The organism is Corallococcus sp. AB038B (assembly GCF_003668955.1).
GTDB lineage: Bacteria > Myxococcota > Myxococcia > Myxococcales > Myxococcaceae > Corallococcus > Corallococcus exiguus.
Genome location: NZ_RAWO01000003.1, coordinates 149,549 through 173,885, shown reverse-complemented (window position 1 = coordinate 173,885; position 24,337 = coordinate 149,549). Strand labels below are relative to the sequence as shown.

Below are 24,337 nucleotides of genomic sequence, written 5' to 3'. Positions count from 1 at the left end.
CCGGTATGGAGGAGGGAATGAATCGTCTCTCTCTCGTCGCCGCTACCGCGCTCCTTGCCTTCGGTTGTGGCAAGGACAGTTCCGACAACAAGGCCGAGTGTCAGCTTGAAGCCATCGACCTGACCGGTTGTGACAGGTCGACGTTGGGTGCCGTTCAGGCGGAAGGCGTGTGGAACGTCAACGTCGACCTGAATGACGGCTACTCGGGCCCTTCGTCCATCCGTTTCTCGCCTGGGGAGCCGCTCCTCGTCGGCCTGGCGATGACGACGAAGCAAGTCACCTCGGACACCTTCTTCCTGGCCAGCGACGTGGCGGGCAGCACGACCGGCTCGACGGTGCGCTACGCGTTCGCCGGCTGCAAGGCCTCCGGGCCGGGCGAGGTGCTGGGGGTGGTGCGCGTGTGCGGCAACGGCGCGACGGTGAGCCAGGGCACCTTCACCGCCAGGCGCGTCATGCGTCGCGAGGGCGAAGCCGAGTCCGACCGCGTGGCGCTGTTGGGTCAGGGCGTGCTGCCCCGCGGCGCCGCCAACGGCGTGGCGGTCGCGGACGGCTACGCCTACGTCATCGCGGGAAGCGAGGGCCTGTTCGTCTACAACGTGAAGGACCCCGCGAACCCGACGCTGGTGTCCGAGCAGAAGATCCCCTCGGAGACGTTCACCAACGCGCTCGTCAACGGCACGACGCTCTACCTGGGCACCTACGCGAAGGGCATCCGCATCTGCAGCCTCGCCAACCCGGAGGTCCCCACCTGCGACAAGACGGTGCTGGGGGACCTGACGGTGCGCGTGGATGGCCTGGCGAAGGACGGCAACCTGCTCTACGTGGCATCGCCCCTGCCCAAGTCGGACATCATCATCCTGGACGTGACCCAGCCGGCCGCGCCGACCCTCGTGGTGCGCTACACGGTGGAGGGCTCCTCGCCCGACCTGAGCGAGTACCCCTACGCGCTGGCGGTGCAGGACAACCGCCTGTACGTGAGCAACTGGAGCTACGGCATCACGGTGACGGACCTCGCGCCCCTGGCGACGACGGCGAAGTTGCCCAAGATCCTGGGCCGCTTCGGCGGGCCCTCCACCAGCGCCCTGGCGGTGGGCAAGCTGGGGGACACCACGGTCGTCTACCAGGGCTCGGACGCGTGGGGCTCCGCCATCCTGGCGCTGGACGCCACGAACCCGGAGGCCATCGTGCAGCGCGGCGAATTGCCGCTGCGGCTCGAGGCGACGCTGGGCGGCATGACCCTGTCGGGCACCATGCTCTACGTGGCCAACTACCAGGACGGCCTGCGGGTGTACGACGTGTCCACGCTGGGGACGCCGAAGGCCGCCGGGTACTTCAACACCTGGAACGAGACCGACGCGGGCCGTGGCAAGAGCTACTTCGACGGCCTGCAGGGCGTTCATGTCGCGGACGGGCTGGTGTATGGGTGGGACACGACGCGCGGGCTGCTCATCTTCCGCCACACCCCGTGACGCCAAGGCTGTGTCATGACCCCGTTGAACGGATGTGGCCGCTGCCAGACCCTGCCCGAGACGCCGGACGTACCGGGGCGTCTCTTCCTGTGGCCGCCGCTGGGCCACAGCCTGGGCAAGCTGGTGGCGCACCTGCGTGATTCGGGGGACACCTTCCAGCTGCGCACCGACGTCCAGTGTGTCGTGGTGGGGATGGGGCAGGGCGGCCTGCGGAAGCTCTCCGCGAGTCTCCCCAACGTGCTGACGGCGGAGGAGGTGCGGGGCACGCGCGCCCTCTTCGTCGAGGGCGACGGCGAGCCCGGCATGGCGGACTTCCCGCGCGTGGACTCACTGCAGCGGCTCACCACGCTGCATCAGTCCGGGTGGCTGGTGGACATGCTGGCGGAGTCGCGGCTCACCACGTTCTTCCAGCCCATCGTCCACGCGCAGGACACCTCGCGCGTCTTCGCGCACGAGGCGCTGTTGCGAGGCCGTGACCGTGACGGGGCGCTGGTGCCCCCGAACCGGCTGTTCGACACGGCGCGCGAAGCGGACCTGTTGTTCCAGCTGGACCTGGCCGCACGGACCACGGCCATCCGCGAGGCGGTGCGGCACCAGCTGAGCACGCACCTGTTCATCAACTTCACGCCCACGGCCATCTACGATCCGGCCCACTGCCTGCGCTCCACGGTGGAGGCCATCCGCGAGTCGGGCATCCCGGAGTCGCACGTCGTCTTCGAGATCATCGAATCCGACCGGGCCGCGAACGCGGCGCACCTGCGCGCCATCGTGGATTTCTATCGGGAGGCGGGCTTCAAGGTGGCGCTGGACGACCTGGGGGCGGGCTACTCGTCGCTGAACCTCATCCATCAGCTCCGGCCGGAGTTCATGAAGCTGGACATGGAGTTGGTGCGGGGCGTCCACGCGGACCCCTACAAGGCGTCCATCGTGCAGAAGCTGCTGGAGATCGCCCGGCAGCTCGGCATCCAGACGGTGGCCGAGGGCATCGAGACGCCCGAGGAGCTGTCCTGGGTGCGCCGGCACGGGGTGGACTTCGTGCAGGGCTATCTCATCGCGAAGCCCGCGGGCGCACCGGCGAGCACCACCCCGCGCATCACGGATTGAGCAGCGAGTTGGACGTGCCCGAGCGCTCCAGGCTCGCGGCGCGCGCCAGCCGCAGGTCATCGCCCGCGCTCTGCAGGGCGATGCGCGCGGCGTAGCTGTCCCGGCGGTTGGCGGCATCCCGGGCGTAGGCGATCTGCGCGCGGATGCGTTCAGCCTGGACCACGACGTTGCCCTGCCCGAAGGCCGCGGCGCTCTGACGCACGACGGAGAAATCCTCGTCGGCGATGTCCAGGGCGTTGTCCACGTTCATCTCGCCCTGCTCCAGCGCCTGATCCGCCGCGAGCATCCACTGGCCGCCGGATTGGATCCGCGCCAGCCGTTGCTGCCGGGCGCGCTCGGCCTCGTAGGCGCGCTGCTCATGCGTGTCCACCTGGGTTTGCACGGACTGGGTGCGCTCGGTGGCGCGCGTGTCGCGGGCTTCCATCTCCTGCTCCAGGTCCGCGACGCGCTGGCGCAGACGCGTCACCTCCTCATTGGCCGCGGCGGCGCCCTGCGGCGTCTGGGCCTGTCCCTGTGCGCCCTGGGTCGCCTGCGCCGTCTGATCCGTTGTCTGGGCTTGTCCCTGAACTCCCTGGGGAGCTTGCGTTGTTTGAACCGGCGTCTGGGCCTGCCCCTGAGCTCCCTGGGGAGCCTGCTGCGTCTGATCCGAAGGCGTCTGGGCCGGCGCCGTCGTGCCAGACGGAGCGGCGGTGCCAGTTCCCGCCGTACCCGCGCCGCCTGTCGCGGGCTGCGTGGCGGATCCGGTTTCCGGAGTGCCAGCCGCACCCGCGCCACCCGTCGCGGTGGTCGGCTCCTGCACCGTCACGCTGGACGTATCCAGCGGTGCCCCGCCCGTGCCTCCCGGAGCGACGTTGCTCGGAGCGGCCGGGGAGGTCGCGCCCGTGTCGTAGCTCCCGCCGAAGCCAGGGGCATTCGCCTCAGTGGGACCAGATGCAGGCGCAGTCCCTGCGGCACCCGTGCCCGGGGCGGGCTGCCCCGCGTTCGTTCCACCCGTGGTCGAAGTCGTGCCCGCCGCCCCCGAACCCGTGGCGGGCTGTTCCGTCGGGCTCCCCGCGGTTCCAGCGCCTCCCGTACCCGTCTGGGGCTGCGCGGCCTCCGTCTCCGTCGGTTCATTCGAGGTGGGCTCCTGCTCGAAGACCGTAGGGACGGGCGGCGGCACGTACTTTTGGGACTGCTGGACCGCGACATCACCCGAAGTCACCGGCGGGTCGCCATCGGACATCAGGGGCGTCAGTGAGTAATAGCTGCCCTCGGTCGGATCCGACGGCGCCTGGATGACGTAGCCCTGTGGAGGCCGCGCACCGTTCCGATCCTCATTGGCCTGCCGATATGCATCCTGCAATGCCGCGGCGGCGGGGTCCCTCACGGACGGATCTTCCGGAGGCAATGGCTCCGGGTCGTACGCCTGACCCATGCTCAATCCCGCGACGATGGCGATCCAGAAGCGCATGCCCCGAAGATGTCCACGCGCGAACGCTTCCACATCTCCGCCAGCGCCCCTCCGCTCGGTCCTCCTCCAGGAGGGCGGAAAGGGCTCAAGCCTTCGAGCGCCGGGCCAACAGCTCGTCCGCCGCACGCCGTCCCGTCTCGAGCGCGCCATGCACGGTGCCTTCATCTCCGCCCACGTGCGTGGCCTCGCCAGCGAAGAAGAGCGTCCGTCCCACGGGCCTCGCGAGCGTCTCGACGGCGTCCATCGCGCCCGAGGGAATGACCGCGTAGCCCCCGCGCGTGTACGGCTCGGCCTGCCAGTCCTGCACGCGCCACGCCTCCAGCCGCGCGTGCAGCTCCCGCACGGAGAGGTGGAAGAGCTGGGACAGCCCCTGGAGCGCGCGTCCCAGCACCACCTTCTCGCTCGAGCGGGACAGCGAGGCGGCGGTAGGGCCTCCACTCCAGCCCACCAGGTGCCGCGTGCGTCGGTGGGGCGACAGCGTCCACCACGTGGAGAACGCGGAGGCGGGCGCGTGGAAGAATCCAAAGCGCGCGGTGGCCTCCTGCTCCCGCCAGAACGCGGTGCGGAAGCGCAGCAGGACCTTCACCAGGGAACCCATCGCCAACCGGTTCCAGGCGCGCTCCTGCTCACGCAAGCGAGGCACGAAGCGCACGGCACCCGGAGCAGGTGGCTTTGCCTGCAACACACCCACGGGAAGCGTCACCACCGCATGCTCCCCTCGGAACGTCCCGAGCGGAGTGCCCTGACGGGTCCGGGCCCGCACGAGGACCGAGCCCGGTCTCCAGCGCACCTCCTCGGCCACGGCGTTGAGGAACAGCGTGTCCGGCTTCGCGAACAGCTTCGCGGCCATCGCGTGCGGCACGCGGTCATACCCCTCCAGCACGCGTGAAGGCGTCGTGCCCCCGGACGCGTCAGCGGTCCGCTCCATCCGCGAGATGGCGAGCGTGCTCGCGATGCCCGGATCCGCCGCGTAGAAGCCCCGGACGTACGAGCGCGCCATCGCGCACACGACGGGCGGCCACCGGTGGATGCGGGCCTGCTCCGCCACCCACGCTGCCATGGGACGGTCCGGTCCCTGCGCGGACATCAGGGGCTCCTGGAACGCGAAGGCGTCGTCCCCGTCACCCAGCTTCCCGCGCCACAGGAGCGCATGCGTGTCGTTGCATGGGCTCACCGTCAGCCCCGCCCGGTGGATGCGCCTCAGCAATCCAGCGGGCTTGCCATGGACGAACTCCGCGCCCAGCTCCAGGGGCACGTCCGCCACCGTGTCCCGGAGCGTCGCCACGCGGCCGCCCACGCGGTCTCGGGCCTCCAGCAGGATGACCCGCAGGCCCTGGCTCATCAATCGTTCAGCCGCGGCGAGCCCCGCGGCACCGGCCCCCAGGATGACGACATCCGCCTTGTGATCCATGCCGCTCCTGCTTCCAACGCGCGGAAGCGCCCATCATGGAAAGACGCCCGCGGCCCACCGACGAACGGGGGCCGCGAGCCGGGGTTCCCCTCCCAGGCGAGAGAGGAACAGGGGAGGGGAGTGGCGCCGCTAGTAGGTCTTCGGCGAGCTGCTGGAATCCGTGTTGGAGCCCGTGTCCGGGTTCATCGTGGAGTCGTTGCCGGTGCCCATGTCCTGGTTCTTGTCATCCATGCCCGAGCCACCCGTGCCCTCGTTGATGGACGAGTCCGGCGCCATCGGGTCGGAGCCCGAGCCGCCCGTGCCCGAGCTCGGCGAGATGCTGGTCGCCATGTTCTTCTCGTCCTTCACCTGGAAGCTGGCGCGGATCTCCTGGCCCTCCTTCAGGCTCTTGGCGTTCTTCATGCTCGGGTCGGTGAACTGCGTCTTGCTGTCGATGTCCAGGGGCACCACCGCGCCGCTGGTGCTGCTGACGTAGACCTTCTTGCTCTCGCTCTTGACGACCTTGCCCGTCAGTTCGTTCGAGCCCGTCATGCTCGACGAGCCCGAGCCGCCCATGGCTCCTGTGCTCTCGGAGGAGCCCTGCATGCTGCCGGACGACGTCGACGGCTGCTGCGAACCCTGCTGCGTCGTGCTGTCCTGGGCAAAGGCCACACCCGAACCCAGCAGCGCCACGGACGCGAAAACCCCAATGAGCTTCTTCATGGAATCTCTCCCGGATGATGTGTGAGTGGGACGGGGCGGCACCCTTGGGACCCCCCGCTGGGAAAAAGCTAGGGGTGGTGGGCGCGGGGGACAGGTCGGAGGGGGAAGACCGCGTGCGTGCCCGTTCGCTCTCCGGCCCGTGGGGCGTGGCCCGGAACCGACAACCGGCGCTCCAGCCGCCGGGTGGGGTGCTTGAAGCCGATTCCGGATTCACCTAGCGTGCTGGGGAAAGAGCGGAGGCTGGCCGCACGGCTGCCCCCGCCAGGAGACCGTGACCTCGATGCCCCCGCCCGCCAGGCCCTCCGCGCCGCAGCCCCAGCCCCAGGAATTGCCTGTCCCGTCCTACCCTGCCGTCGAGACCTTCATCGAGAAGGCCTCCGCCAGCGACGTCCAGGCGCTCTTCGCGCCCGTCAAGCAGGGGCTCGCCGACCTCAAGGGCCCGCGCGCGGAGATCGGGAAGAAGGCCCAGGCTGCGATCGCGCGGTCCGAGGAGCTGCTCGGCATGCTCGTGGACGTTCGCGAGAAGCTCGTCGACGAGTCGAAGCAGTCCAAGGGCCGGAAATAACGGGCTTTTCGGGAGCCTGGACGATTTCTTGTCACCAGCAGGCAACCGGCGGCTGACTCTCCCGATAATCCTTTGAAAGAGCCACGGGATGATCCCCGGCTCCCCTTTTGAATCAACGCTGGCACCAGCGCGGAGGCTGAAATGAGCAAGATCGACAGCGGCATGATGGGTCCGAACCTGCGCATGAACACCCAGATGACCACGGCTCGGCAGACGCCGAACACGAGCTTCGGTGCGCGCGTTCAGAACGGTCTGAACAGCACCGTCGGCGCCGTGGGCGCGGGCGTGGGCGCGGTGGCGGGCTTCGTTCCCGGCGCGGGCATCGTCTCCGCGGCCGTCTCCTCCGCGCAGACCTTCTCCGGCGCCTCCGGCTCCGGCATGCAGGGCGGCCCGTACGTGGGCGTGATGAACACCGGCTCCGGCGCGGTGCCCTCCACCAACCTGCCGGGCGTCGGCGGCTCGGGCCTGCCCTCCACGGGCGGCTCCACCTCGCTGGGCACCAGCGTTGGCACCAGCTCGGGCGGCAGCGTGGGCGACCAGCTCAACACCAACGGCTCGCTCAAGTCCATGATGGACGACAACGTCAAGCTGCTGAACATGCAGTCCGCGATGCAGCACGAGTCGCAGCTCTTCACGGCTGTTTCCAACGTGATGAAGTCGCGGCACGATACGACCAAGAACTCCATCGGCAACATCCGCTAGTCTTCACGGACAGCGGAATCTGACCGGTGCAAGGAAGGCGGCCCTCGACGGCCGCCTTCCGTGCTTCCGGCGACAGGAAAGGCAGCGCGACGTCCATGGCGGAGACCCCTTCGGAGATTGCCAACAGCCTCGTGCCCCTGGCGCGCCAGCCGGCCATGGTCCTGCTGGAGTCTGGCTACCTGTGGCTGGACATGGGGCACTTCGACAAGGCCAAGGAGGTCTTCGTCGGTGCCGCCGCGCTGATGCCCAAGAGCGAGGTGCCCCAGATTGGTCTGGGCGCCGTGGAGTTCGCGCAGGGCAAGCACGACAAGGCCCTGGCGGCCTACCGGGTCGCCCAGCGGCTCGCGCCCCTGTCGTCACTTCCCCGGGCACACGCGGGTGAAGCGCTGTTGTTCATGGGCAAGGTGCCGGAGGCCCTCAAGGAACTGAAGGCCGCCATCGACCTGGAGCCCGAAAGCGACGGCGCGAAGCTGGCCCAGGCGCTCATCCAGGCGAAGGAAGCGGGGGCCCTGCCTCCGCCGAAGAAGTAGTCGCGGAAGGCGAAGGAGGTACGTCGATGGCTGTCGGTGGAGTTGGACGTGGGGGTGGGAAGGGCCGCGCGGGCGGCGCGAAGGGGGCGTCCGGTCCGTCGGGTGCCGCCGGCGCGTCCTTTGGCGGCAAGGTGGACCGCACGGAATCGCTCGTCGGGCCTTCGGGTCTGGTAGGCTCCAGCAACATCCAGGGCCCCCAGGCAACGGATCCGATCGCGGCGCAGGCCCTCGCCATCGCCAAGCGGCTGAAGAACGGGGGCTTCAAGAGCAAGGAAGAGGCGACGAAGGCGCTCGTCTCTGAAGTGCTGCAGGAGAAGTTGAACATGAAGTCCGCTGCCCTCACGGGCCGCATCGCCGGGGCCCTGCAGGATGATCCCCGGCTGAACCAGGTTCTCGAGCGGCTGTGGTCCAAGGCCGAGTGAGCGCGCCGCTTGCCTCTGGGTGAAGACAGGAAGGTCATCCTGGAGAAGTACGGCCCGTACGTGCGGTCGCTCGCGGCCACCGTGCGCAAGCAGTTCAATGCCCAGCTGGAGCTGGATGAACTGCTGGCCTATGGGCAAATCGGTCTGCTGGAAGCCGCTGAGCGCTTCGACCCCAAGGTTGGCGCCAACTTCCTCACCTTTGCCCACTACCGCATCAAGGGCGCCATCTTCGACGGTCTGAGGAAGATGGGGGTCTTGCGGGGCGCGGACGCCCGCACCGCCTATCAGGGCGAGCGCGCGACGGCGTATCTGGGAAATCTGGCGGACCGCGAGCAGGGATCAAGCAACCGCGGGTCGTCATTCGACGATGATATTGGAGACATCTCGGATGCCGTGGCGGGCCTCGCGGCGGTTTTCGCGGCGGGGGCGGAAGGGGCGGAGGCGGCGGGCTACGTGGATGAATCCCTCCCGGCGGATCAGCGCCTGGAGATGGAGCAGTTGAAGAACCGGGTGCGCTCGGCCATCGAGAAGCTTCCGGAGAAAGAGCGCAAGCTCCTGCAGGGCTATTACTTCCAGGGACGCACGCTGGAAGAGGCAGGAGCGGAAATCGGGCAGTCGAAGAGCTGGGCGTCGCGGCTTCATGCGCGGGCCATTGATCGGCTCAAGGAACTCTTGAACGAGGAGGAGGAACTCCCTCCCCCCTCGACGGATGCAAGGAGGGTGTCACATGGCGGCTCCGATGAGCGGCATCTCCGCGGGACAGGTAGCGCAGCAAAAGCTGCAGGACCAGGGCGCGCAGCAGACTCAGAAGACGGGCGCGTCGAAGTTCGACGGAGTTCTCGCTGACAAGGCGCAGGGTGCCGGCCAGGTGGACGCCGCCCAGAACGTCAACAAGGCCCAGGCCGCGCAGGCCACCCAGAAGGTGGACAACGTCCGCCAGGTGGAGACCGTCAACAAGGCGGAGAAGGCCAACCTGAACAAGGTGAGCGGCGCTGCCCAGCAGCCCGCCACGGCCAAGGGCGCCGAGCCCGTGGACGCGAAGGCCGAAGCCTCCAAGACGACCAAGTCGGGCGGAATGGTGTCCGATCTCGTCTCCGGTCTGGAGAAGGGCCAGGTCAGCATGGACAAGCTGATCAAGGAGGCCTCCTCCGGCAAGAACATGTCCAACGCCGAGCTGCTCGGTCTCCAGGCGTCCATGTACAAGTACTCGCAGGAGCTGGATCTCACGTCGAAGGTCGTCGAGAAGGCCACCAGCGGCCTGAAGGACGTCGTCAAGACGCAGGTCTGAAGTCCCCACCCCGCCGGGCCATGGCGGCATGCGAAGGGCGGTCCCTCCCAAAGTCGGGAGGGGGCGCCCTTCCGCGTTTTGCAAGGGCCCTGTTAAGCTACGCGCGCCCATGACTCGCCGAACGCCCGTCTTCGCCGCCCCGCTCCTCGCCCTGCTGTTCCTCACCGGCTGCTCCATCGAGCTGCAGCACGAGCTGACGGAGGCGGACGCGAATGAAATCTACGTCCTGCTCAGCAAGAACGGCATCAACTCCAAGAAAGAGAAGGCGGAGGGCGGTAACGAAGTGCGCTTCACCATCGTCGTCCCCAAGGGCGACGCCGCGCAGGCCGCGGAGCTGTTGAAGCGCAACTCGCTGCCGCGTCCGGTGGAGAAGGGCCTGTCCCACTTCGCCAAGGGCAGCATGGTGCCCACCGCCACGGAGGAGCGCGCCATGCTCCTCAAGGCCATGGCGGGTGAGGTCTCCAACGCGCTCAACCAGATCGACGGCGTCCTGGAAGCGCGCGCCATCGTGATGGTGCCGGAGAACAACGACCTGTCGCAGCCGGAGAACAAGCCGATGCCGTCGGCCTCCGTGTTCATCAAGTACCGCACGGTGGAGGGCGGCAAGCCCCCCGTCACGATGGACGCGGTGAAGCAGTTCGTCGCCAGCTCCGTCGCGGAGCTCAAGCCGGAGGCCGTCACCGTGCTGATGACGGAGGCCCTGGCCCCCTCGGCGGAGACCACGGAGACCAACCGCCTGCAGGACGTGCTCGGCGTGCGCATGACGGCCGCCAGCGCGAGCACCTTCAAGATGATCCTCGGCGGTGCGTTCGCGCTCATCCTGGCGATGATGGGCCTCACCGGTTGGACCTTCATGCGCGGTGGCTCGGGTGGCGCTGCCCCCGCGGCGGCGGCGCGTCCCGCGCGTGCGCGCGGCGGTCGCGAGGGCTAGACCTGCACGTCGCTTCCCGCGGCCCTCCTGGGGTGGACCGCGGGACGTGTCCTCCAGGCCGGGGACACGAACTCCATCTTCAGCGGGCCACCTGGGGGCCCGCGAGGTGACCGTTGGATTCCTTCTTCACCTCGCTCAGCAAACGCCAGACGATGATGTTGCTCACCGCGGTCACCTTCGGGGGCCAGGAGAGCATGGCGGCGCTGGAGCACCTGCCGGACGAGGAGGGCGCGCTCTTGCGCCACCGCGCGCAGGAGATCCTCCAGATTCCGCGCGAGAAGCGCCTGCCCGCGGTGGTTCAGGAGCTCAAGCGCCTGATGAAGGACCGGCGCGGCCAGCTGTGGACCGGGGATCCGGAGCGGCTGGCGGCGCTGCTCCAGCGCGAGCGCGGCGCCCTGGTGGAAGTCGCCCTGCGAGCGCTGCCCGGCAACATGGCGGATGCCGTGCGCGGCCATCTGCCTCCCTCTCGCGTGAAGCTCACCCGCGAGGTGCGGCCGCAGGTCCTGGACATCATCCGCTGGAAGCTGGAGGAGGCGCTGTCGCGCGAGGCCGCGGGCCAGTCCGCGGGCTTCAAGTTCGCGGACGTGCTCAACCTCCAGACGCGTGAGTTGCTCACGGTGAGTGACCGCCTGGGCGCGCGCGTGCTTGGGCCGGCGCTGGCGGGCCTGCCCGAGGAAGAGCTGAACGGCCTCATGGAGTCGCTGCCTCCAGACCTGTTCCAGCTCATGAGCAAGTCCGTGGCGGCCAATGCGCCGCGCAAGCTCCCGGAAGAGGACGCGCGCGCGCAGATCAACCTGCACGAGGGCTTCAACCGGCTGGCCGGCGCCATTCGCAGCGCGGGCGTGCAGCGGCTGGCGCGCGCGTGCGTGGCGCAGTCCCCGGAGTTCGCCGCGCGCATGCTGGAGAAGCACCGCGGCGAGTTCGGCCACCTGGTGGCGAAGTGGGTGCGCGAAGAGCGCTCGCGGCCGACTGCCCGGGGCGATGGTGGACGCACCGACATCGTCATGGACCTGGAGCGGCTGGCCGTGCGCGGCCTCATCGAGCGGCCCGTGCGGCTGATCACGCCGCCGCGCCCCGCCGCCGTGCTCCCTCCACCGCCGGGGGCCCGGAAGCCCGCGCCCGCGGCCCCGGGAGCCCGTCCCGAAGCTCCGGGAGCACGTCCTGCGGCTCCGGGAGCCCGTCCGGCGGCGGCACCCGCGCCGCGCGAAGGCCTGCGCACCACAGCCCCGGATCCGTCACGCCCGCCCGCGCTCCGAGCCCCCAAGGCCCTGCGGGGAGCCCCCCCTGCCGAAGAGTCCGCGGATGCGGGCGCCAAGCGCGACTTCATGGCCGAGCGCGCGGCCCGTCGCGCGGGTGCGGCGTCCAGCCGTGACGCGGGCCCGGGCGCGGCTCCCCCCGCCGGACGTCCGCGTCCGGCTCCAGGGGAGGAGCGGGGCTCGTCGGTGGGGCCCGCGCCCCGCGCGTCCATGGCTTCGCCAGAAGGGGACGCGAACGGTTCGAAGATGCGCCGGATGCCAGTGGAGCGCGAGCGTGGGCCCGCGCCCCGTGCCTCCATGGGGGCACAGGAAGGTGAGGCGGGTGGTTCGCAGATCCGCCGGATGCCGGTGGAGCGCGAGCGTGGGCCCCCGCCCCGCGCGTCCATGGCGGCCCCGGAAGGGGATGCGAACGGCTCCCAGATGCGCCGCATGCCGGTGGACCGGGGCTCGTCGGTGGGGCCCGCGCCCCGCGCGTCCACCGGGGCCATTCCCGGTCGCCGTGATCCAGAGGGCTCCCGGCCCGCGCGTCCCGTCCGGCCGGAGCCAGACGGCGCCCGCATTGGACCTCCGCCCTCGCGGCTGGGTGCACGCGGTGCGTCACGCCCGCCGGAGCCGGATGCGCCGGAAGGCCGCTCCGTCCGGGCCGAGCGCCCCGCGCGGCCTCCCGCCGACGCGGAGGAGCGCGCCCCCCGTCGCCCGGAACCCTCCGGGGAAGCCGCTGACGGGGCCCGCGTGCTGCGCTCGCGCACGGGCAGTCGTCCCGCGGCGCGTCCCGAACCAGGGGGCGAGCCGGAGCGTCCCCCGCGCGTGCTCTCCAGCCAGGCATCCTCGCCCCGGTCCTCGGAGGGAACGCAGGTGGGCCGCCGGCGCCCCCCTCCCACCGACCGGCCGGGCCCGGATGACGCGGGTGGTCCGGGAGGGCGTGGACCGCGCGGCGGAACGCGCTAGCATCCGTTCCCCAAGGAGCGGCCCATGGCGATCGGCAAGGTAATCAAGGGGGACGGGTTGGCGGAGTCGGTGGTCGTCGCCACGTCCGAGCGGCCGGCGCTGCGTCCGCCGCGCGCGGGCGTGATGAACGCCGAGGTCTTCGAGGCGCGCCAGGGCGCCCAGGGCATCATCGAGGACGCCCAGCGCGAGCGTGAGCGCATCCTCGCCGAGGCCCAGCGCGAGAAGGAGGAACTCTTCGCCAAGGCGAGGGACCTGGGCCGTCAGGAAGGAATCGCCCAGGCCACGGAGCTGCTCCTGCGCGCGAAGATGCAGGCCGGGGAGATGCTCAATTCCCAGGAGCAGGACATCATCTCGCTGGCGCTGAAGATGGCGGAGAAGATCCTCGGCCGCGACCTGGAGCGCGAGCCGGAGCTGCTGGTGGACATGTGCGCCGCGGCCATCGACAACCTCCGCAACGCGCGCGCCATGGTGCTCCGCGTGCACCCGAAGACGGCCACGGTGCTGCGCGCCAAGCGCCCGCAGCTGATGGAGCTCATCGGTCGCACGGTGGACCTGGCCATCAAGGAGGACCCGGAGGTCGCTCCCGTGGGCTGCATCGTCCAGACGGAGTTCGGCACCGTGGACGCGCAGCTGCCCACGCAGCTGGAGATGCTCCAGAACCTCCTGCAGCCGGACACCGGTCGCAAGAGCGGCCCTCCCTGAGTCTGCTGGCCCCCGCCGCGCCCTCGAGCCCCTCCCGGAATCCGCCATGGCCATCGACCTCTCGCGCTACTACGACCTCATCAAGGAAGCGTCCCTCGTCCGGGTGCGCGGCCGCGTCACGGAGCTGACGGGGCTCGTCATCAAGGCGAGTGTGCCCAACGTGCGCATCGGCGAGTTGGTGCTCGTCAAGAACCGCCAGCGCGGCCTGATGAAGTCGGAGGTCGTGGGCTTCGTGGGCGACGAGGTGATGCTCATGCCCCTGGGCGAGCTGTACGGCATCGGTCCGGACAGCGAGTGCATCCCCACCGGCCGTCCGCTCACCATCAAGTGTGGCGACGGGCTCCTGGGCCGCGTGCTCAACGGCATCGGCGAGCCCATGGACGGCATGCCCCTGGAGGGGGAGAACCTGGTCGACTGGCCCGTGGACCGCGACTGCCCGGACCCCTTCACCCGTCAGCGCATCGAGCGGCCGCTGCCCCTGGGCGTGCGCTGCATCGACGGGCTCCTCACCGTGGGCGAGGGCCAGCGCGTGGGCCTCTTCGCTGGCTCCGGCGTCGGCAAGTCCACGCTGATGGGGCAGATTGCCCGCAACACGCAAGCAGACCTCAGCGTCGTGGCGCTCATCGGCGAGCGTGGTCGCGAGGTTCGTGAGTTCATCGAGGACGCCATGGGCGAGGAGGGCATGAAGCGCGCCGTGCTGGTGTGCGCCACGTCCGACCAGCCCGCCCTCGTGCGTCTGCGCGCCGCCTACGTCGCCACGGCCGTCGCGGAGTATTTCCGTGAGCGCGGCGGCAATGTGCTGTTCATGCTCGACACGGTGACGCGTCTGGCGCGCTCCCAGCGCGACATCGGCCTCGCCATCGGCGAGCCCCCGGCGCGTCAGGGCTACCCGCCCAGCGTCTTCTCCATGCTGCCGCGCATCCTCGAGCGCACGGGCAACTCGGCGAAGGGCAAGTGTACCGCCATCTACACCTGCCTCGTGGCCGGCGGTGACATGGAAGATCCGATCGCCGACGAGGTCCGAGGTATTCTCGACGGCCACTTCATCCTCAACCGTGAACTGGGCGCGCGAAACCAGTGGCCGGCCATGGACGTGCTCCAGAGCCTCAGCCGTGTGATGAGCGGCATCGTCAGCAAGGAACACAAGAAGGCCGCCGGCAAGCTGCGCGAGACGCTCTCCACCTACGAGAAGCAGCGCGACCTCATCCTGCTGGGCGCCTACCAGGCTGGCGCGGACCCCAGGACGGACTACGCCATCGAGAAGTACGACGCCATCATCGACTTCCTCAAGCAGGACACCCACTCCAACTCTCCGTATGAGGAGACCGTGGAGCAGCTCATCGCCCTCTTCGAGGACTGATGCCTCCGGGGGAGGCGCGTGGACGGGCCGTTTCCGGGTAGGATGGCCCGACCATGCCCCCGTACCGGTTGCAGGTGTTGCTGGACATGCGTGAGAAGGCGAAGGAGGAGGCCGAACAGGCCTTCTCGGACGCCGTCAAGGCGCTGGCGAAGGAAGAGCAGGAACAGAAGCGCCTGGAGGCGGAGCTGGAGCGCCGCCGCAAGGAGCGCAAGGCCAAGGTCCAGGAGTACTTCCAGCAGATCATGGCCAAGGGCGCCGGCATCAACGGCATGAACATGATGGGCCGCTTCGAGCAGCGTTTGAAGGACGACGAAGCCCAGGTCGCCCTCCAGATCGAGCACCAGAAGGAGGTCGTCCGGACGGCGGGCCGCCTGGTGGAGCAGCGCCGCATGCTGATGGCCGAGGCCGCCAAGGAGCTCAAGGCCATCGAGAAGAACAAGGAGAAGTTCGTCAAGCAGGTGAAGAAGGAACGCGAGGATCGGGAGGAGTTGGGCCAGGAGGAGATCGGCAGCGCCTTGTTCCTGGCCCGCCAGCGCAAGTAACCTCCCGCCGCCTTCCGCTGTATCTGGAGAAACGCCATGAGCCGAGTTGATGACGATCGTGATGCCGCGCGCTTGGCGGAGCGGATGATCCAGGAGCGCAAGCTCGCGGAGGCGAAGACCCAGAAGCGCGTGCAGGGCGAGTCCGTCTTCTCCAAGCTGGTCCAGCAGGGACAGGCCGAACAGGCCCAGCCCAAGCAGGCGCAGGAGCTGAAGCAGCCCCTGGGCAAGCAGGTGCTGGCGCGCCTGGCGCAGGGACAGGGCAAGACCTTCGACGAGAAGCTGGCCCAGAAGGAGACCGCCTTCGCCAAGCCCGGAGAGTCCACCCAGGGCGCCCAGCAGTCCCAGCGCAACAGCGAGTCGCAGGGCCTGTCCAAGGGCGGCGAGGCCCGCAAGTCGGAGGTCGTGGAGGAGAAGCGCTCCACGGACGTCCGCGAAGGCGACATGAACAAGGCCGAAGGTCAGGCCGGCCGGCTGAGCCAGGAGAAGGGCGAGCTGAAGATCGACGTCAACGCCGGAGGTGGAAAGGGCGCGGGCGGCGGGGGCAGCAAGGAGAAGGACGACAAGGGCGCGCAGATGGCCGGCGCGGGTTTCCGCTTCAACCCCGCGCTGATGGCGCCAGTGCCGGTGGCCAAGCCCAAGGACACCGCGGGCTCCGAGCGGCTGCGCGCCATGGCGAACGAAATCGCCCAGAAGATCGTCGAGCGCGTGCGCGTGGGCACCAACGCCGCGGGCAACGCGGAGTTCCAGATCGACCTGCGCGGTGACGTGCTCAACGGCCTGTCCATCAAGGTCAGCGCGAAGAACGGAAAGATTTCCGCCGTCTTCAGCGGCAACGACCGCGACACCTTGAAGATGCTGGAAGAGCAGAGCGACGGCCTGCGCAGCGCCCTGGGTGGCCGGGGGCTGGCGCTTGAAAATCTGAGGTTCGAGGCGAAGACATGAGCCTGGAGCCGGACGACGAGCCCGGAGTCTTCGAGCGAACCATGTTGGTCGATACCCGGAAGCTGGGACCCCCGCCCCCGAAGTCCGCGCAAGCCCCGGCCCCCGCGCCGGCCCCGGCTCCGGTGTCACCGTGGCGGAAGTTCGCGTTCACGAACCTGGAGAAGGTGTCGCGCACGCAGGGCCAGCTGGCGGAGCGGATGCGTTGGCTGACGCCCAACGCGGGCACGCTGGAGACGGTCTGCGCGCGCCTCAAGGCCCTCTTCGACGTGGACGTGCGCCTGTCGGTGGAGTCCGCCCAGGCGCGCCCCATGACGGAGCTGCGCCGGTTCCTGGGTGACCCGTCCTTCCTGGCGGTGCTGGCCCCCGGCGCGCTCAAGGGCCGGGCCATCCTCGAAATCGAGCTGTCGCTGGCGCACTCGGCGGTGGACCTGCTCTTGGGCGGCGCCGGTGAGACGGTGGGCCTGCGCCCCCTGACGGACATCGAGGAGGGCGTGATGGGCTACGTCGTCCTGGAGGCCCTGAAGGAGCTGGTGCCTGGACTGCAGCCGGGCGTTCCCCGGCCCCGGCTGGACGGCGTGGCGCGCGGCGTGGATGAAGTCTCCGCCCGCCTGGGCGAGGACGGCCCGATGCTGGCGGTGCACCTGAACGCGGTGCTGGGCTCGCACCGCGGCATCGTGCGGCTGGTGGTGCCGTCGGCGGTGCTGGAAGCGGCGGAACCCGCGGTGGAGAGCGCCCAGCGGCGCGACCACCGCCGTCAGGACATGAAGGCGAACGGCCGGCGCCTGTCCGCGCTGCGCGACTGGCTGCGCGCGGAGATTGGCGTGGCGGAGCTGTCCGCCCAGGACCTGGCGTCCCTGCGCATCAAGGACGTGCTGCTCCTGGACATGCTGTCGGCGCGGCCGGACCGGGGCGAGCCCGGCACGGCGCAGCTGCGGCTGGGCCTGGGGCGCACCGGCCACTTCCTGGCGGACGTGTCCGTGGAGCACGGCCGCTACCGGGCGCGCATCACGGACATCATCCCCGGGGAGCCGGGCAACCCGCAGGGTGGGGAGTCCGGGGGCGGGTCGGAAGACAACGAGGACTTCACCAATCCGGAGCTGGGCGTTCCTCCGGAACTCGAAGGGGCGGCATTGGACGACAAGGACGGAAGCGATCTGCTCAGCGACCTGCCCCTGCAGGTGGCGGTGGAGCTGGCGCGTGTGCCCATCACGGCCGAACAGGTGGTGGGCCTGCGCACAGGCCAGGTCATCGACCTGCGCCGTGGGGCGGGTGAGCCCGTGGACCTGTCGGTGAACGGCAAGGTGGTGGCCCGGGGCGAGCTCGTGGAGCTGGAGGGCCAGCTCGGGGTGCGCATCATCCACCTGAGCTGAAGCGTTTGCGCCCATGCGTCACAAGGCAGGCGGGCAGGGGGGCGTGGTCGTGCCCGGGCCCGTGGCGGTCCTGACTCGGGTGCACTAGGCTCGCGCCCATCCATGGCGGTCCTCGGTCTCTCCTCCTCGCGCCTGTTGCTCGGCGCCGCGCTGTTCTTCGCGTCGCCCGCCGTCCTGGCGCAGGCGCCCGCGGCCTCCACGCCTGACGCCTCCGTGGCGGCCCCGGCCCCTGCGGCTCTGGCGCCCGCGACGGACGCGGCCGCCGTACAGGCTCCAGCTCAGGCTCCAGAGGCGGCCCCGTCTGCCTCGGGTGACAGCGCGGCCCGCGCGAAGCGCCACGCGGACGAATTGGACCGCGAGCTGGGCATCTCCGAGGCCGAAGGCGGAGAAGCGCAGGAGAGCCTGGGCTGGGTGGTGGTGCGCACGGTGGCGCTGCTGGGCGCGGTGATCGCGGCCATCTACCTCACGCTCAACGTGGGCCTGCGCCGGCTGATGGGCCTGCAGGGCGTACCCGTGGGCAAGGCGTCGGTGGTGTCGGTGATGGAGCGCATCCCGTTGGACCAACGGCGCACGCTCTTCGTCCTGAAGGCCGCGGACGAGTACCTGCTGGTGGGTGGCGGCGAGGGTGGCGTGCAACTGGTTTCGAAGCTGGACCGCGACGCCGTGGAGCGCATCCGTGCCGCGCGTCCGCCGTCGTCGCCGGTGTCCCTGAGTCCTTTCCTCCAGAAGCTCCTCTCCCGCCGGACCGGTGGCACCACGCCGCCGCCGGGCGTCTGAAGGCCGTCACGTGAACCGTTCGTCTCCCGCTCGCCCGCTGCTGTTCCGCGCTCCGCCCTGGCTCTTCGCGGCCCTCGTGTCGCTGCACCCCTTCGTCGTGTCCGCGGCGAAGAAGGGCGGCGACTCGATGCCGGATGAAATGGTCAAGGAGGCGGTGAGCTCCGACTCCTTCACCTCCCGTCCGCTCATCCTCATCCTCGCGCTCGCGGCCATGTCCCTGGTCCCGTTCGCGCTGATGATGGTGACCAGCTTCGTGAAGATTTCGGTGGTGCTCTCCATCGTCCGCTCGGCGCTGGGCACCCAGCAGATTCCCCCCACCCAGGTCATCACCGGCCTGGCCATCATCCTCACCGTCTACATCATGGCTCCCGTGGGCCAGGAGATGTACCGGGCGGGCGGCATCGACGTCTGGTCCCGGGGGACGTCCGTCTTCTCCTCTGAAACGGTGGGCACGATGCTGGGGGCCGCGGACAAGTCCAAGGAGCCCCTGCGCGAATTCCTGATGAAGAAGGTCACCAACAAGGACCGCACGCTCTTCTACAGCCTGGCGAAGAAGATGCGGAAGGAGGAGGACCGCAAGGACATTGGCCCGAAAGACTTCATGGTCATCGTCCCGGCCTTCGTCGTGTCCGAGCTGAAGGAGGCCTTCCAGATTGGCTTCCTGCTGTTCGTGCCCTTCATCGTCATCGACATGGTGGTCGCCAACATCCTCCTGGCGCTGGGCATGCACATGCTGTCGCCCACGACCATCTCCATGCCCTTCAAGCTCTTGTTGTTCGTGCTCGTGGACGGCTGGTACCTCATCGCCAAGGGCCTGGTCATCGGCTACCTGTAAGGAGCCCCGTACTCCCATGAATCAGCTCACGTTCATCACCCAGGAGGCGCTGTTCCTGGTGCTCGTGGTCTCCGCGCCGCCGGTGCTCATGAGCCTCCTGGTGGGCTTCCTCGTCTCGCTGTTCCAGGCCACCACGCAGATTCAAGAGCAGACGCTCTCGTTCGCGCCCAAGGTCGTCCTCGTCTTCGGCGTGCTGGCCATGACGGGCCCGTGGATTGGCGGTCAGCTCCTGCGCTTCACCTTCCACGTCTTCGACCGGTTTCCGGCGCTCATCGGCAGATGAACATCGGCGAAGTGATGGCCGAGCTGGGTGCTCGGGTCAACCTGTCGGTCACCATCTTCACGATGGCACTCATCATGTGCCGCGTGATGCCCATCCTCATCTTCAGCCCGTTCCTGGGCGGCGAGGTCGTTCCCTCGGAGATGAAGCTGGGCCTGGGCCTGCTGGTGTCCGCGGTGCTCTTCCCGTCCGTCGCGGACAGCATGGACCGGATTCCCCTGAGCGCGCTCCCGTACATCGGGCTGCTGCTCAAGGAGATCTTCATCGGCCTGTCGCTGTCGTACATCGTCAACATGGTGTTCGACGCGGCCCGCGTGGCCGGCACGCTGATGGACACCATGTCCGGCAGCAACAACGCCCAGCTCTACGTGCCGCAGCTGGGCACGCAGGTGTCGCTCTTCTCCAGCCTCAAGGTGCAGCTGTGCGTGGTGCTGTTCCTGTCGCTGGACGGACACCACATCATCATCCGGGCGCTCGGAGACAGCCTCGCCATCGTGCCGCTGGAGGGGTTCCCGCGCTTCAGCCGCGGCGTGTGGCCCTTCTTCGACCTGCTGATCCGCTCCTTCGCGGACCTGTTGAAGATCAGCCTGGCGTTGGCCGGCCCCGGCATGGTGGCCGCGTTCGTCACCGACCTGTCCCTGGGCGCCATCAACCGCGTCGCGCCGCAGATCCAGGTGTTCTTCATCTCCATGTCGCTCAAGCCGCTGGTGGGCGTGTTGATCATGTTCATCGCCATCCATGTCGTGATTGGCCGCATGCAGCAGGAGCTGGTCAACATGCTCCGCATGTTCCAGCACGCCATCCAGCTGCTGGCCTGAGCCGGCTCACGCCTCCCGGGATTCCTCCATGTCGGACGAGAGTGGCGACAAAACAGAAGAACCGTCGCACAAGAAGCTCGACGACGCGCGCAAGAAGGGTCAGACCTGGAAGAGCAAGGACCTGACGGGCGTGGCCGTGCTCGTCGCGGGCCTGGGCATCGTCAAGGGCACCTGGGACACCGTGGAGAGGGAGATCGCCACGCTCTTCCGCTTCAGCTTCGACGCCATCGCCCATTCGCAGGACCTGGGGCTGGCGACGACGCAGCTGCTCATCATGGGCCTGCGCACGCTGCTGCTGCTGACGGTGCCGGTGGTGGCCGGCGCGGCGGTGCTGGGCGGGCTGATGGACTTCCTCCAGGTGGGGTCGCTCTTCACCATCGACCCGCTCATCCCGAAGTTCGACAAGCTCAACCCCATCGCGGGGTTGAAGAACATGTTCTCGAAGAAGTCCTTCGTGGAACTGCTCAAGAACCTCATCAAGATTTCCGTCGCCGCCTACGTCGTCACCGGCGTGGTGCGGGACTCGATGCCCCTGGTCATCGAAACAGTGCGGCAGGACACGCACGGCATCATGGCCATCATGGGAGAGATCCTCTACCGGGTCTGCGTGCGCATCGTGATGCTCTTCGTCATCTTCGGCGTGTTCGACGTGTGGTGGCAGCGCAAGTCGTTCATGAAGGACATGATGATGACGAAGGAGGAGGTCAAGAAGGAGTACAAGCAGAGCGAAGGCGACCCGCACCACAAGGCCAAGCGCAAGGAGCTCCACCATGAGATCATGGAGGGAGCCCAGATGGAGGCCGTGAAGGACGCGAGCGTCATCGTCACCAACCCGGACCACGTCGCGGTGGCGCTGATGTACGACCAGAACAAGGACGGGGCGCCGCGGGTGCTGGTGAAGGGCATGGACGCCAAGGCGGAGCGCATCAAGGCGCTGGCGCGCGAGGCGGACATCCCCCTGCTGCGCAACGTCCCCCTGGCGCACGCGCTCCTGCGCGTGGAGGTGGGCGAGGAAGTCCCGGAGGAGCTCTACGACGCGGTCGCCGAGGTGCTGAACTTCGTCTACGGGCTCAAGCAACAGCAGAACGCGGCGCCGCCTGCGCGCGCCTGAGGAGGAGGCCATGGCCAGCGACGACGAGGCGGACATCGCCATCGCCATCAAGTACGACACCAAGGCGGACGGTGCCCCGCGCGTGGTGGCGAAGGGGATGCGCCTCAAGGCGGAGAAGATCCGGGAGATCGCCAAGCAGTACGGCATCCCGGTGATGCGCAACGTGTCCCTGGCGCACGCCCTGTACCGGGTGGACGTGGGGCAGGAAGTCCCGGAAGAGCTCTACGACGCGGTCGCGGAAGTGCTGAACTTCGTCTACGCGCTCCAGCGGGAGCATGCAGGCGGGCGCTGAAGGGGGCTGGACGCGGGGCCCCCACCTGTATTGAAGTCGGGCCACCATGGCCAGAATCAACAATCAGCCCCCCAGCACCGCGCTTTGGCCCTGGGGAGGTCCCCGCAGTGTCCGCGAGCGGCTGGTGGACCCGTCCCAGCTGGACCGGGCGAAGAAGCTGCGCAAGGCGGGCAACATCAAGAACCCGTCGATGCCCTCCGCGGCGCTCCTGGACTTCATCGGTCCGGCGCACTCGTCGGAAGAGCTCCGGTTGCCCCTTCCGCCCCATCCGGGCGGTCACGACGCGGACCTGGAGGGCTTCAGCGACCGGCCGCACCTGGCCAGCGTCGCGGGCCGCGGGGACGACGGGCAGCGCCGCATGCTGGAGCGCGGCCTGTCCAAGGTGAACGCGCCCCCGGAGCGCCTGGAGCGCCTCAAGGCCCTGTTGCAGCGCGAGTCCGCGATGCTGGGCCTGGTGGATCAGGTGAGCGCGGAGTCGCAGGAGATCATCCGCCGCATGTGGGAAGAGCAGAAGGACGAGGGCTACTGACCCATGGCGGCGCTGGACCCGGAAGATCCGCAGGACGAGGCGAAGCTCACCGCGCTCCTGCAGCGTTGGGCGGAGGGCAAGGCCACGCTCCGCGAGGTGCGCGGCTATTCCAACGACGAGCTGTACGCCATCGCCAAGACGGCCTACTTCTTCTTCTACCAGGGCCGGCTGGCGGAGGCGCGCACGCTCTTCCAGGGCCTCTACGCCATCAACCCCACGGACGTGTACTTCGCCAAGGCGCTCGGCGTGGTGGAGATGGCCGCGGGGAACGGGCAGGGCGCGCTCGCCGCGTTCGACGTGGCCGCCAAGCTGGCCCCCCAGGACCCGTCCGTCTACGTGGGCCGCGCGGAGGTGAAGTTGGCCATGGGACAGAAGCCCCAGGCCCTGGAGGACCTGCGCCGCGCGGCGGCCATGCCCCCGGCGGATGATCCGGTGGTACGCAAGGCTGGCGCCATGGTCACCGCCCTTACCCGGCGCTGATCCGCGGGGTGGGACCCGCCTCCTGGCGCGTTGGCTGGAAGCCCCGTAATCTCTGGTAGGCTGGATTCATTCACCTCAACCGATGGAGCGGTTCATGAGCACCCCCCCCAAGACACAGCTTCCGCTGCCCCCGGAGCCGCCGGAGCTGAAGGAGAAGCGCGACAAGCTGCTGGCGGAGCTGGATGTCCAGGGCAAGACGGCCCAGGGCACCTTCCTCCAGGTGGTGCGCAACATGCGCAAGCTGGTCGCCGCGTCGGCCCCCGGCACGCCGCTGGATGAGGGGATGTACAAGGACGTCACGGATTCGCTGAACCGCTTCATGAAGGACCCCATCCTGCCGCCCCCGGCCATCCTCGGGCACGTGGTGGAGTACCTGCAGTACCGCATCAGCACCTACGGCATGACCATCCAGAGCGCCGTGATGGAGATGAACCCGGAGCTGGGCGCCAAGTTCGCCGTGACGCCTCCGGTCGCCGCGCCGGCGGCCCCCGCGGCTCCTGCTCGCGGCGCGGGCGGGCACAAGACGTCGGATGGTTTCGAGAACTCCAGCCGCCCCAAGATCGCGCTGACCCGCGAGGACTCGCTGCCTGGCACCGCGAAGCCGGCGGACCCCCGCGCCGAGTCCCAGCAGCAGCTGGATTCCTTCAAGGCCTGGATGAAGAACCCGGCCCTGGGCAAGCTGAAGGGCTGATCCAGCCCGTGGTACCGAGGCGGGGAGCCGGGAAAAATGATCCCGGGAAATTCCGAGGAAACTCCGGTCCCCCCTCAGCGATAATCCTTTTGTAGCTGGTGCCGCACGAACCTATCTCGCAGGACCCGGAGACACTCTCATGGCCACGATCGACGTCTTCAACACGGCAGTGAACACCGCGAAGAACACCACCGGCACGGCGATGGACAAGATGATCGACGCCGCCCCGGCCGAGCAGAAGGGCTTCCTGCAGGCGCAGAAGCAGGTTCAGCTCGAGTCCCAGATCATGAGCACCATCACGAACCTCATGAAGAAGATGGACGACATGGCGATGGCCGCCGTGAACAACCTGAAGTAATCCTTCCAGGTTGTTGGTTTCGCTCCGGCCCCGCGCTGGTGCCCTTCCAGGGTACCGGTCCGGGGCCGGCGGCGTTTCTGGCCCCCGTCGTCGGCGCGGCGGAAGCGCGGGCCAGGCAGGGCGGGCGGGTCAGGGCTTCCCGGGAAAAAATGATCGCGGAAAAGTCCCAGGAAACTCCCGTCCCCCTTCAGCGATAATCCTTTTGTAGCTGGTGCCGCACGAACCTATCTCTCGCAGGACCCGGAGACACTCTCATGGCCACGATCGACGTCTTCAACACCGCTGTGAACACCGCGAAGAACACCACTGGCACGGCGATGGACAAGATGATCGACGCCGCCCCGGCCGAGCAGAAGGGCTTCCTGCAGGCGCAGAAGCAGGTTCAGCTCGAGTCCCAGATCATGAGCACCATCACGAACCTCATGAAGAAGATGGACGACATGGCGATGGCCGCCGTGAACAACCTGAAGTA

The 24,337-nt window shown here is 68.8% G+C and carries 29 protein-coding genes; 26 read left to right on the top strand and 3 right to left on the bottom strand.

Features of this window, described 5'->3' with window-relative positions; translation table 11 throughout:
* The first annotated feature begins 17 nt into the window (after positions 1 to 17).
* Positions 18 to 1,469: an LVIVD repeat-containing protein gene (locus tag D7Y04_RS17055; RefSeq protein WP_158627530.1), complete on the top strand. Its 1,452-nt coding sequence runs from the start codon at positions 18 to 20 to the stop codon at positions 1,467 to 1,469.
* A gap of 15 nt (positions 1,470 to 1,484) precedes the next feature.
* On the top strand, positions 1,485 to 2,573 hold the full coding sequence (locus D7Y04_RS17050) for an EAL domain-containing protein (protein ID WP_120597748.1): 1,089 nt from the start codon (positions 1,485 to 1,487) through the stop codon (positions 2,571 to 2,573).
* Here the strand turns inward: D7Y04_RS17050 and D7Y04_RS17045 are convergent.
* From D7Y04_RS17045 to D7Y04_RS17035, 3 genes are all read right to left on the bottom strand, one after another.
* A complete protein-coding gene (locus D7Y04_RS17045) occupies positions 2,563 to 4,023 on the bottom strand; it encodes a hypothetical protein (RefSeq protein WP_121759991.1) in 1,461 nt (486 codons plus the stop codon). The two genes, D7Y04_RS17050 and D7Y04_RS17045, sit on opposite strands and share 11 nt — an antisense overlap.
* 85 nt (positions 4,024 to 4,108) lie before the next feature.
* Positions 4,109 to 5,434, bottom strand: a complete 1,326-nt coding sequence (locus D7Y04_RS17040; RefSeq protein WP_121759990.1) for an NAD(P)/FAD-dependent oxidoreductase — start codon at positions 5,432 to 5,434, stop codon at positions 4,109 to 4,111.
* Between the two features lie 129 nt (positions 5,435 to 5,563).
* Entirely contained in the window at positions 5,564 to 6,136 is a 573-nt protein-coding gene (locus tag D7Y04_RS17035; protein ID WP_120597751.1) for a hypothetical protein, read from the bottom strand.
* 280 nt (positions 6,137 to 6,416) lie between these two features.
* Between D7Y04_RS17035 and D7Y04_RS17030 the strand changes: the two genes are divergently transcribed.
* From D7Y04_RS17030 to D7Y04_RS44475, 24 genes are all read left to right on the top strand, one after another.
* Complete coding sequence (locus D7Y04_RS17030) at positions 6,417 to 6,701, top strand: hypothetical protein (protein ID WP_121759989.1); 285 nt, start codon at positions 6,417 to 6,419, stop codon at positions 6,699 to 6,701.
* A 141-nt stretch (positions 6,702 to 6,842) separates the two neighbouring features.
* Positions 6,843 to 7,403, top strand: a complete 561-nt coding sequence (locus tag D7Y04_RS17025) for a hypothetical protein (RefSeq protein WP_120580832.1) — start codon at positions 6,843 to 6,845, stop codon at positions 7,401 to 7,403.
* 95 nt (positions 7,404 to 7,498) lie between these two features.
* On the top strand, positions 7,499 to 7,933 hold the full coding sequence (locus tag D7Y04_RS17020; protein ID WP_120530743.1) for a lipopolysaccharide assembly protein LapB: 435 nt from the start codon (positions 7,499 to 7,501) through the stop codon (positions 7,931 to 7,933).
* Positions 7,934 to 7,959: 26 nt separating this feature from the next.
* Positions 7,960 to 8,355 (top strand): hypothetical protein, encoded by a 396-nt coding sequence (locus D7Y04_RS17015; protein WP_120580833.1) that lies wholly within the window; start codon positions 7,960 to 7,962, stop codon positions 8,353 to 8,355.
* Between the two features lie 9 nt (positions 8,356 to 8,364).
* Positions 8,365 to 9,201 (top strand): sigma-70 family RNA polymerase sigma factor, encoded by an 837-nt coding sequence (locus D7Y04_RS17010; RefSeq protein WP_120580834.1) that lies wholly within the window; start codon positions 8,365 to 8,367, stop codon positions 9,199 to 9,201.
* Positions 9,083 to 9,643 carry an ATP-dependent helicase HrpB gene (locus tag D7Y04_RS17005; RefSeq protein WP_233601465.1) on the top strand — a complete coding sequence of 187 codons (561 nt, stop codon included), beginning with the start codon at positions 9,083 to 9,085 and terminating at the stop codon, positions 9,641 to 9,643. The genes D7Y04_RS17010 and D7Y04_RS17005 overlap by 119 nt, the downstream gene beginning before the upstream one ends.
* 109 nt (positions 9,644 to 9,752) lie before the next feature.
* Positions 9,753 to 10,574: a type III secretion protein gene (locus D7Y04_RS17000; protein WP_120580835.1), complete on the top strand. Its 822-nt coding sequence runs from the start codon at positions 9,753 to 9,755 to the stop codon at positions 10,572 to 10,574.
* Between the two features lie 113 nt (positions 10,575 to 10,687).
* Positions 10,688 to 12,778, top strand: a complete 2,091-nt coding sequence (locus tag D7Y04_RS16995) for a hypothetical protein (RefSeq protein ID WP_120599412.1) — start codon at positions 10,688 to 10,690, stop codon at positions 12,776 to 12,778.
* Between the two features lie 24 nt (positions 12,779 to 12,802).
* On the top strand, positions 12,803 to 13,480 hold the full coding sequence (locus D7Y04_RS16990) for a FliH/SctL family protein (protein ID WP_120599413.1): 678 nt from the start codon (positions 12,803 to 12,805) through the stop codon (positions 13,478 to 13,480).
* Between the two features lie 46 nt (positions 13,481 to 13,526).
* A complete protein-coding gene (gene sctN, locus D7Y04_RS16985; protein WP_120599414.1) occupies positions 13,527 to 14,840 on the top strand; it encodes a type III secretion system ATPase SctN in 1,314 nt (437 codons plus the stop codon).
* Between the two features lie 53 nt (positions 14,841 to 14,893).
* Positions 14,894 to 15,382 (top strand): flagellar assembly protein FliH, encoded by a 489-nt coding sequence (locus tag D7Y04_RS16980; protein WP_120580839.1) that lies wholly within the window; start codon positions 14,894 to 14,896, stop codon positions 15,380 to 15,382.
* A gap of 36 nt (positions 15,383 to 15,418) precedes the next feature.
* Positions 15,419 to 16,324 (top strand): flagellar hook-length control protein FliK, encoded by a 906-nt coding sequence (locus D7Y04_RS16975; RefSeq protein WP_120599415.1) that lies wholly within the window; start codon positions 15,419 to 15,421, stop codon positions 16,322 to 16,324.
* A complete protein-coding gene (gene sctQ, locus D7Y04_RS16970) occupies positions 16,321 to 17,694 on the top strand; it encodes a type III secretion system cytoplasmic ring protein SctQ (RefSeq protein WP_121759988.1) in 1,374 nt (457 codons plus the stop codon). The genes D7Y04_RS16975 and sctQ overlap by 4 nt, the downstream gene beginning before the upstream one ends.
* Before the next feature lie 102 nt (positions 17,695 to 17,796).
* Complete coding sequence (locus tag D7Y04_RS16965; protein WP_121759987.1) at positions 17,797 to 18,471, top strand: flagellar biosynthetic protein FliO; 675 nt, start codon at positions 17,797 to 17,799, stop codon at positions 18,469 to 18,471.
* Positions 18,472 to 18,481: 10 nt separating this feature from the next.
* Positions 18,482 to 19,306: a type III secretion system export apparatus subunit SctR gene (sctR, locus tag D7Y04_RS16960; protein ID WP_121759986.1), complete on the top strand. Its 825-nt coding sequence runs from the start codon at positions 18,482 to 18,484 to the stop codon at positions 19,304 to 19,306.
* A 16-nt stretch (positions 19,307 to 19,322) separates the two neighbouring features.
* Positions 19,323 to 19,589 (top strand): type III secretion system export apparatus subunit SctS, encoded by a 267-nt coding sequence (gene sctS, locus D7Y04_RS16955; protein ID WP_120528175.1) that lies wholly within the window; start codon positions 19,323 to 19,325, stop codon positions 19,587 to 19,589.
* Entirely contained in the window at positions 19,586 to 20,404 is an 819-nt protein-coding gene (locus D7Y04_RS16950; protein WP_120599202.1) for a flagellar biosynthetic protein FliR, read from the top strand. The genes sctS and D7Y04_RS16950 overlap by 4 nt, the downstream gene beginning before the upstream one ends.
* Positions 20,405 to 20,432: 28 nt before the next feature.
* A complete protein-coding gene (gene sctU, locus D7Y04_RS16945) occupies positions 20,433 to 21,515 on the top strand; it encodes a type III secretion system export apparatus subunit SctU (protein WP_120599201.1) in 1,083 nt (360 codons plus the stop codon).
* Positions 21,516 to 21,525: 10 nt separating this feature from the next.
* Positions 21,526 to 21,807: an EscU/YscU/HrcU family type III secretion system export apparatus switch protein gene (locus D7Y04_RS16940; protein WP_120599200.1), complete on the top strand. Its 282-nt coding sequence runs from the start codon at positions 21,526 to 21,528 to the stop codon at positions 21,805 to 21,807.
* Between the two features lie 46 nt (positions 21,808 to 21,853).
* Positions 21,854 to 22,336 carry a hypothetical protein gene (locus D7Y04_RS16935; protein ID WP_120580929.1) on the top strand — a complete coding sequence of 161 codons (483 nt, stop codon included), beginning with the start codon at positions 21,854 to 21,856 and terminating at the stop codon, positions 22,334 to 22,336.
* Between the two features lie 3 nt (positions 22,337 to 22,339).
* Complete coding sequence (locus D7Y04_RS16930; protein ID WP_120580928.1) at positions 22,340 to 22,816, top strand: SycD/LcrH family type III secretion system chaperone; 477 nt, start codon at positions 22,340 to 22,342, stop codon at positions 22,814 to 22,816.
* 94 nt (positions 22,817 to 22,910) lie between these two features.
* Positions 22,911 to 23,507: a hypothetical protein gene (locus D7Y04_RS16925; protein WP_126936331.1), complete on the top strand. Its 597-nt coding sequence runs from the start codon at positions 22,911 to 22,913 to the stop codon at positions 23,505 to 23,507.
* Between the two features lie 139 nt (positions 23,508 to 23,646).
* Positions 23,647 to 23,865, top strand: coding sequence for a hypothetical protein (locus D7Y04_RS16920; protein ID WP_120580926.1), 219 nt, complete (start codon positions 23,647 to 23,649; stop codon positions 23,863 to 23,865).
* A gap of 254 nt (positions 23,866 to 24,119) precedes the next feature.
* Positions 24,120 to 24,337: hypothetical protein (locus D7Y04_RS44475; protein ID WP_120580926.1), on the top strand; the 218-nt coding region annotated here is incomplete at its 3' end.